We start from the raw sequence: 1,626 nt of genomic DNA on the forward strand, positions 1-1,626 counted from the left end.
GGCAGACCACCAGCTCGACATCCGGAAGATGCCGTGGCGGCTGCACCTGTTCACGGCAGTGCGGGACATTCCTCCCCACAGCGCGACGGGCACCGTCGCGGTCATGCAAGTCGCCCATGCTCTGGGCGACGGAGCGCGGGCATCGGCAATGGCCGCCTGGCTATTCGGTCGCACCGAGCCAGTGCCCGCGGTGACACCCCAGTCGCGGCGATTGCTGCTCTGGCGAGCTGTGCAAGCGGCGCGCACCCACCGCCAGCTGGTCAGCGACACGCGCTCCGGACTGCTGGCGCCGCCAGTTGGATCGCGACCCCCACTGGCAACCAATGCCCGCCCAGTCGGTGCCCGTCGCGTGCGCACTCTGGTGCGGCAGCGTTCTGCGCTGCTCGGCCCGACGGTGACTGTCGCGGTGCTCAGCGGAGTGTCTGCCGCGTTGTCCGCTCACCTGGGTGAGGCGACCGATACGTTGGGCGCCGAGGTGCCGATGGCCAAACCTGGCGTGCGCCAAGCTAATAACCACTTCGGCAACGTGGTCGTGGGACTTTACCCGCAACTGGCGCCGGATGCGCGGGTCGAACGGATTGCGGCCGATTTGGCCAACGGGCGCCGCCGCGCAGAGCATCCGGCAGCGCGCGCGGCGGACCTAGCGTTCGCCGCGGTTCCCGCCCCGCTGCTTCGCTGGGGTGTCGCCCAGTTCGATCCGGACGCGCGGCCGGAGCGGGTCGCCGGCAACACGGTGGTGTCCAGCGTCTACCGGGGCGAGCCCAATCTGCACTTCGGCACTGCGCCCGTGGTTTTGACCGCCGGGTACCCGGCGCTATCGCCAGCGATGAGCCTGACGCACGGCGTACACGGCATCGGCGACACCATTGCGATCAGCGTGCACGCGGCCGAGTCGGCGATCGATGATATCGACGCCTATGTGGATCGGCTAGATGCGGGGCTGTAACGAAAGCTACTCGGCGTTAGCGGCTTTGGCCTCCGCCTCCCGGGTCAGACCGGCGGCGCCCATCAGCTCCTCATGCAGTTCGAACCACACCGTGTGGTAGGAGTCGATCAGCGGCCGGGTCAGCCATGTAGTGTCGCCCGCCTTGACCTTGTCCAGTGCTTTTTCCAACTTCGCGGAATATGCTTTGAGGCGCGGCAATTGGGATGCAGCGGCAGCGATAATCGGCAGCACCCGCTGGTGCGCGTCGTCGATGCGGGCCAGCACGGCCGCATCGTATCCGGCATCTTGATGGGTGTTAGGTTCGCCGTCTTTGAGCTGCCAGTCGGTGACCGCTGCTTTGAAGTCGGCATTGACCGCGCGAAACGTGTTGTAGGCGGCCACGATAGCCGCCGTGTCGACATTCTCGCGTTCCTCGGTGAGTAACTTATCGAGGCGGGCGCGGCCGTCGCGGCTCAACTTCAAAACCTGGTCGCCCACCACCAGACCCTCTGCGGTCAACTGCTCGACGGTCCCGGCAACCTCCGCCGGATCGGTGCCCAACGTCGCGGCTAAGTCCGTGGCAGTCACCCGGCCCTTCAGCCTGACCGCTTGCAACACCGTCAACTCACTCATCGTGTTTCGGCCAGCCGCAGGGCGGTCAGCATGGTGATCACCGGGGTGGGCGATACGACGTCGGCATG

General features: G+C 66.8%; 2 protein-coding genes and 1 pseudogene (1 of these 3 only partly in view). 1 reads left to right on the forward strand and 2 read right to left on the reverse strand.

The annotated features are described in order from the left end of the window. A partial coding sequence (locus tag ACFE99_RS10140; protein ID WP_375484818.1) for a WS/DGAT domain-containing protein occupies positions 1-946 on the forward strand: 946 nt, incomplete at its 5' end. Positions 947-952: 6 nt separating this feature from the next. Here the strand turns inward: ACFE99_RS10140 and ACFE99_RS10145 are convergent. Beyond that, complete coding sequence (locus ACFE99_RS10145) at positions 953-1,558, reverse strand: MarR family transcriptional regulator (protein WP_375484820.1); 606 nt, start codon at positions 1,556-1,558, stop codon at positions 953-955. Continuing rightward, positions 1,555-1,626: pseudogene (locus ACFE99_RS10150) on the reverse strand (pyruvate, phosphate dikinase) (it continues 1,488 nt past the right edge of the window). The gene ACFE99_RS10145 and the pseudogene ACFE99_RS10150 overlap by 4 nt, the downstream one beginning before the upstream one ends.

The organism is uncultured Mycobacterium sp. (genome assembly GCF_964249325.1).
In the GTDB taxonomy this organism is placed as follows: domain Bacteria; phylum Actinomycetota; class Actinomycetes; order Mycobacteriales; family Mycobacteriaceae; genus Mycobacterium.

What these genes read in the sequence shown, in the direction of transcription:
- ACFE99_RS10145 (WP_375484820.1), bottom strand. Translation starts at nt 1,558, where the DNA reads ATGAGTGAGTTGACGGTGTTGCAAGCGGTCAGGCTGAAGGGCCGGGTG.